Consider the following 6564-nt stretch of genomic DNA (forward strand, 5'->3'; position numbering starts at 1 on the left):
GCCTGGAAACGGCCCGGTACGCCGGAGGTTGCGCGGCTTGCGGCGCGCCACATCAGGAAACAGCCGATGACGCCGGCGACGATGGACCAGAACACGGTGTCCATGTTGATGATCGAGAAGTCGACCATCTTTTCCTGATGCTTGCTTGTGAGGTGCCCGAGGTGGTGAACGATATACTCGGAAGCGGTCGGGGCGTGCCCTGCCGCGCCTTCTGCTGTAGATGCCATGTCAGTGCCTAAATAATAAGATGATGTAACTTTTCAGTGCCACGATGAAAGCGGCGATCAGCGCCAGCCAGTTCAAATCGCGGTACAGCCAGACGATCATGCCCAGTAGCGCGACCGTCAATGCAATCTTTATAAATTCGCCGATGAAAAACGTCATCGGGTTAATAGCGTCCGGTTTTTGCGCGCCGATGAAGAGGCGCAATGCAAACAAACCGTTCGGCACGACACAACACAGTCCGCCTAGCAGCGCCGATATCAGCGCATGCTTTCCACCAATCAGTCCGGCTACGAGGCCGGCGATTACCGTCATCAAAACTTGCAGGAGAACAACGCGCAGCATATCTGTCTTGGATAGCAATCCGTGAGCGCAATCTGTGGGCTTGTAGGCACTTCGACAGCTGCGTTAAATCTTGGTGGCGCGCTCTGGCAAACCACGGGATTATAAGTGTTTTCCACAAGTCGAGTCAAACTTTTGCCTGTCCGCACAACATGAAATCCCTACGGTAAAAATACTGGTGACTGGCTGTTAATCAGGGCCGTTAACTGACAGAAAGGCGCGATGAATTGCTGAATTTTTCAGCAGGCCCAAGTTTATGCGGATTGACGCAACCTATCGAGCCAGCACCGCCCTTGTAGCCATTCGCCGAGGCCGCTATCGCCGTTGATGTGGCCGCGTGGTCCGACGCTTTCGAATTCAGCTTTCCAGTCGGCTGCCCAGGATTGCGCCTTCGGCAAGGCGCACCACGGATCGTTGGACGAGGCGGCCACGATGGCGTTGTAAGGCAGGCGCATCCGTGGCATTGGTGCGAAGCCCCGAACGCCTGGCGGAAAGTCCGGCCGCTCGACATCGGGTGGCGCGACCAGTAATGCACCGATGACTCTGGACGCGTGCAGGTCCGTGGCATGTTCCGCCGCCCACCATGCAGCGAGCGCGCAGCCGAGGCTGTGTGCGGCGAACACGATCGGGCCTCCTGTTTGGCGAATTGCGGCGTCCAGCGCCGCTACCCAATCGGTGCGTTCGGGAGTATCCCAGTCGTGCTGCCGCACGCGCCTTGCCGATGGAATCGACGCTTCCCAGAGCGATTGCCAGTGGTTGGGACCGGAATCGTAAAGCCCGGGGAGGATGAATACGGTGGTCACAGTGCGATGAGTTAATGAACGCGCAACCGGGCGATGACGTCGTCCAGCACGTCGAGGTTGGCGAAGTCGATCACCAGTTGTCCCTTGTTTTTTGCCCCGAGCTTGATGGCGACCGGGGTGGCCAGTGCATCCGACAATTCTTCTTCCAGCCGGGCGATGTCGCGGGACTTTTCCTTGGCGCTGCGTGGATGCTCATCGGCGGCTTGGGCGGCGCTTGCCTGCACGACGAGCTTCTCCGCTTCACGTACCGACATGCGCTTGGCGACGATCTGGTTGGCAAGCGTGATTTGCGTCGCGGCATCGACGGCGAGCAAGGCGCGGGCATGGCCCATGTCGATGTCGCCGGCCATGAGCATGGTCTGCACCGGCTTGGCGAGGTTCAGCAGGCGCAGCAGGTTCGATACCGCGCTGCGCGAGCGGCCGACCGCGCCGGCGGCCTGCTCGTGCGTGAAGTCGAAGTCGGTGATCAGGCGATAAATGCCCTGCGCTTCTTCGAGCGGATTGAGGTCTTCGCGCTGGATGTTTTCGATGAGTGCCATGGCGGCGGCGGACTGGTCGTCGACTTCCTTGACGAGCACCGGGACTTCCGTCATGCCGGCGATTTGGGCAGCGCGATAACGCCGTTCGCCGGCAATGATTTCGTACTTGCCGCTGTCTCCGCCGATCGGCCGGACGAGGATAGGCTGCATCAATCCCTGCGCCCTGATCGACGCGGCGAGTTCGTTCAGCGCGCCTTCATCCATGCGGGTGCGCGGCTGGTATTTGCCGGCCTGCAGTTGGGAGACCGGCAATGCATTGGGCAAGCCCGGCGCGGCGGTGTCGAAGTCCGCGCTGTCGCCCGAACCGCCCAGGAGCGCATCCAGTCCGCGACCGAGTCCTTTGGATTTTTTGGTAACCATGATGCCTCTATCGTGTTTCTGTCATCCCGGGAACGGGGCACGGCGACGCTTCGCCCTGCCCCCGGAAAATTAAACTGTCCTGATCCGTTCAACCATCTCGGCACCGAAGGCGATGTATGCCTGTGCCCCCTTTGACGTCGGGTCGAACGACACGCCCGGCATGCCGTAGGACGGCGCTTCGGCGAGCCGTACATTGCGCGGGATGATGGTCTTGAAGACCTTGTCGCCGAAATGCTGTTCAAGTTGTGCCGATACCTGTTGCGACAGGGTCATGCGCGGATCGAACATCACGCGCAGCAAACCGATGATCTTCAGATCCGGGTTGAGCTTCGCATGGACTTTCTTGATGGTATTAACGAGGTCCGACAAGCCTTCCAGCGCATAGTATTCGCATTGCATCGGAATCACCACGCCGTGGGCGGCACACAGGCCGTTCAGGGTGAGCATCGACAAGGCGGGCGGGCAATCGATCAGCATGAAGTCGTAATCACCCGCAACGGCGGCAAGCGCATCCTTCAAGCGCTTTTCCCGGTTATCCAGTGCGACCATCTCGACCTCCGCACCCGCCAGTTCCCGGTTGGCGGGAAGAATGTCGAAGCCGCCGGTGCCGGCAGGCTTGCGTGCCGTTACGACATCCGACATGCCGAGCAGTACTTCATACACCGATGCTTCCAGTGTCGCCTTGTTGATGCCGGCACCCATGGTAGCGTTGCCCTGCGGATCGAGATCGACCAGCAGCACGCGCTGGCCGAGCTGTGCAAGGCCGGCGGCGAGATTGACGGCGGTGGTCGTTTTGCCGACGCCGCCTTTTTGGTTGGCGACGCAGAATATTTTGGCCATGTGTTATTAATTGGTGGTGAGTTTGATGCCGAAGCCGATCAGGAAAATGCCTGCCGCACGTGACGCAAAGGCGGCAACACGACGGTTTCGCGCAAGACGTTTCGCCGCGGCATTTCCTGCCAGGACCAGCAGGCTGCCATAGAACAGCGTACAAGTCGAGATGATCCCGCCCATTGCAACGAAAGTGAGTGCGCCCTGATGGGTGACGGGGTCGATGAAGAGCGGAAAAAACGCCATATAAAACACGATGGCTTTCGGATTGATCAGCGTGACCAGAAAGCCGCGCCGGAAATCGGCAGCGTTGGAAAACGGCACGACTGCGGCACCCTCGCCGTTCTTAGCCGTCAACAGTCCGAACCCGAGGTAGGCAAGATAGGCGGCACCCAGGTATTGCATTCCCTGGAACAGCAACGGGTTCGCCTGCAACAGCGCCGCAACACCGATCGCGGCCAGGAACATCAACGCCGCGTCGCCCAGCATCAGGCCGGCGAGCGATGCAAAGCCGCCACGCAGGCCGCGTTGGGCGGTGCAGGTCAACACGCAAAACGTGCCGGGTCCGGGCAGCATGAGAAACACCATGGTGGCCATTACCAGTTGCCACGCATCGGTGATGCCTATTCCATGCAGCCACAGATTCATGGCTTTTCCTTTCCGGTCCGGAGCAGTTGCGCGGTGTCGAAGCCCTTGGCAGTCAAGCGGTTGACGATGTCCTGGTAGGTTTCTTCGGACAATGTCGGCGTGCGTGACAGGATCCACAGGTTGTCGCGGCCTGGTGCGCCGACGGCTGCGGTGGAATAGTCCGGCGCGAGGTCGATGACCCAGTAATCGGCCCATACCTGCGGCAGCCAGGACAGCCATTCCGGCGCGAAGCGCACTTCCAGCTTGGCTTTGTTCGCCTGGTCAGGGATGCGTGCCCGGCCTGCTGCTTCTTCCATCCCGCCATCGACGCGCTTGCAACGATTGATGACATCGACCTGGCCATCCTCCCGCGTCTTGTATTCCGCAGTGACATCGCTGGCGCATTCCTTCTGGAATTTATTGGGGAAGCGGGCAATTTCGTGCCATTTGCCCATATATTTTGCAAGGTCGAATAAGGGTACGGTCTTCAGTTCCTGTGCATTCGACCACGTGGAACATGCGGCGAAGGCGAGTGCCAGCGCAAATTGCGTCAACCGGTTATTCATGCAGTCCTTTCAATGAAGATCAGGTGCCGCTCGGCGTTCAGGTGCGGCACGGACAGCGACTGGATGATGGTGGTTTTCCAGCCTGCCGGCAGGCGTGCGATTTCGTCGGTCGGCAACATGCCTTTCATCGCGATGTAACGGCCGCCATCGGCGAGGAGATGGTTGGACCAGGACACGAAATCCGCCAGTTCGGCAAACGCACGGGAGGTAATGACATCGAACTTGCGCGTCGTCTGCAACTGTTCCACCCGCGACGTATGGACCGTTACATTGGACAGCCCCAGTTCCGATTTTGCCTGTGTCAGGAACGCGGTCTTTTTATGCACGGTATCCACCATCGATACCTGCATGTCCGGCCGGGCAATGGCCAGCACCATGCCGGGCAGGCCGCCGCCGGAACCCACATCCAGCACGTTTTCCGCACCGTTGAATGCCGGCACCGCCGCCAGCGAATCGAGCAGATGCTGCTCGACCATGCGAGCCGGCTCCCGCACTGCCGTCAGGTTATACACCGCGTTCCATTTCGACAGCAGCGCAAGATAATCCATCAGCTGCGCAATTTGCGCATCGCCGAGGTCGAGATGCAGTGCGCGGATGCCATCGGCCAGGACGGGCGTGAGCGATTGACGGTCAATTTCCTTCACGGCGCCCTGCCCTCAGACGGCCACTGCTACGGCGGAAAACTCCTTGAAGCCACCCTTTTTCAGGTGCACTAGAAGCAGCGATATTGCCGCCGGCGTGACGCCGGAGATGCGTGACGCCTGGCCCAGGGTTTCCGGGCGGTGCTTGTTCAGTTTCTGCCTTACCTCGACGGACAGGCCGCGTACTTCCATGTAATCGAATCCGACAGGCAATTTCAGGTTTTCGTAATGGTCATGGCGCTCGACTTCCCGTGCCTGGCGATCGATATAGCCGGCATATTTCACCTGGATCTGCACCTGCTCCTTGACTGCTTCATCCGCCACGCCCGGACCGGCCAGTTCCCTGCCGTCGATGCCTTTCAGGGTCATCAGGCTGTCGTAGTCGACATCCGGACGGCGCAACAGGTCGGCGAGCGCATATTCCCGCTCGATGCTTTTGCCGAGGACGCGTTCGGCTTCCGCCGCTTCCAGCATGCGCGGATTGACCCAGGTCGATTTCAGCCGCTCCAGTTCGCGGGCAATGGCTTCACGTTTCTTCTCGAATACCGTCCATTGCGCATCGCTCACGCAGCCAAGGCGACGGCCGATTTCGGTGAGGCGCAGGTCGGCATTGTCTTCGCGCAGGCTGAGACGGTACTCCGCCCGGCTGGTGAACATGCGATACGGCTCCTGCACACCCTTGGTAATCAGGTCGTCGACCAATACACCGAGATAGGCTTCGTCGCGGCGCGGCGTCCAGGTGTCCTTGCCTTGCGTCATCAGCGCGGCATTCAGGCCGGCCAGCATGCCTTGGGCGGCGGCTTCCTCGTACCCGGTGGTGCCATTGATCTGGCCGGCGAAAAAGAGCCCCTGGATCGCCTTGGTTTCCAGCGATGCCTTCAAGCCGCGCGGGTCGAAGTAGTCGTATTCGATCGCATAGCCGGGCCGGAGTATGTGCGCATTTTCCATCCCGCGCATCGAGTGCACCAGCGCAAGCTGCACATCGAACGGCAGGCTGGTCGAAATGCCGTTGGGATAAAACTCATTGGTCGTCAGGCCCTCCGGCTCGAGGAAGATCTGGTGCGATGCCTTGTCGGCGAAGCGGTGGATCTTGTCCTCAATCGACGGGCAATAGCGTGGCCCTACTCCTTCGATGACACCGGTATACATCGGGCTGCGGTCGAGACCGCCGCGGATGATGTCGTGGGTACGCTCATTGGTATGTGTGATCCAGCAAGGCAACTGCTTCGGATGCATGGCGGTGTTTCCCATGACGGAAAACACAGGCACCGGATCCAGATCGCCCGGCTGTTCCTCCATCACCGAGAAATCGATGCTGCGGCCGTCAATACGTGGCGGCGTGCCGGTCTTCAAGCGCCCTTGCGGCAGCTTCAGTTCCTTCAAGCGTGCGGACAGCGATATGGCCGGCGGGTCGCCTGCACGTCCTGCTGAATAGTTATTCAGGCCGACATGGATTTTTCCGTCGAGGAAGGTGCCGGCAGTCAGGACGACAGCACGGCTGCGGAAACGGATGCCTACTTGGGTAACGGCACCGACGACGCGGTCGCCTTCGACCATGAGATCGTCCACTGCTTGCTGAAACAGCCAAAGATTCTGCTGGTTTTCGAGGCGATGCCGGATAGCCGCCTTATAC

General features: G+C 59.9%; 8 protein-coding genes and 1 pseudogene. All 9 read right to left on the reverse strand.

The genetic code is table 11. The features are described from left to right. Nucleotides 1-227: pseudogene (locus V7080_RS22390) on the reverse strand (F0F1 ATP synthase subunit A); the annotation flags it as partial. 1 nt (nt 228) lies between these two features. Then, complete coding sequence (locus V7080_RS22395) at nt 229-567, reverse strand: ATP synthase subunit I (RefSeq protein WP_334190593.1); 339 nt, start codon at nt 565-567, stop codon at nt 229-231. A gap of 251 nt (nt 568-818) precedes the next feature. Then, on the reverse strand, nt 819-1367 hold the full coding sequence (locus V7080_RS22400) for an RBBP9/YdeN family alpha/beta hydrolase (RefSeq protein ID WP_334190594.1): 549 nt from the start codon (nt 1365-1367) through the stop codon (nt 819-821). An 11-nt stretch (nt 1368-1378) separates the two neighbouring features. Further along, a complete protein-coding gene (locus V7080_RS22405; RefSeq protein ID WP_334190595.1) occupies nt 1379-2266 on the reverse strand; it encodes a ParB/RepB/Spo0J family partition protein in 888 nt (295 codons plus the stop codon). A 69-nt stretch (nt 2267-2335) separates the two neighbouring features. Continuing rightward, nucleotides 2336-3106 carry a ParA family protein gene (locus V7080_RS22410; protein WP_334190596.1) on the reverse strand — a complete coding sequence of 257 codons (771 nt, stop codon included), beginning with the start codon at nt 3104-3106 and terminating at the stop codon, nt 2336-2338. A gap of 6 nt (nt 3107-3112) precedes the next feature. After that, entirely contained in the window at nt 3113-3745 is a 633-nt protein-coding gene (leuE, locus tag V7080_RS22415; protein WP_334190597.1) for a leucine efflux protein LeuE, read from the reverse strand. Beyond that, a complete protein-coding gene (locus tag V7080_RS22420) occupies nt 3742-4290 on the reverse strand; it encodes a lipocalin family protein (protein WP_334190598.1) in 549 nt (182 codons plus the stop codon). Before V7080_RS22420 ends, leuE begins: the two co-directional genes overlap by 4 nt. Beyond that, on the reverse strand, nt 4287-4934 hold the full coding sequence (gene rsmG, locus V7080_RS22425; protein ID WP_334190599.1) for a 16S rRNA (guanine(527)-N(7))-methyltransferase RsmG: 648 nt from the start codon (nt 4932-4934) through the stop codon (nt 4287-4289). Before rsmG ends, V7080_RS22420 begins: the two co-directional genes overlap by 4 nt. 12 nt (nt 4935-4946) lie before the next feature. Further along, nucleotides 4947-6564, reverse strand: a 1618-nt coding sequence (gene mnmG / locus V7080_RS22430) for a tRNA uridine-5-carboxymethylaminomethyl(34) synthesis enzyme MnmG (RefSeq protein ID WP_334190600.1), incomplete at its 5' end; no start/stop codon positions are given.

The sequence above is a fragment of the Noviherbaspirillum sp. genome (genome assembly GCF_036846085.1).
Classification (GTDB): Bacteria; Pseudomonadota; Gammaproteobacteria; order Burkholderiales; family Burkholderiaceae_D; genus Noviherbaspirillum.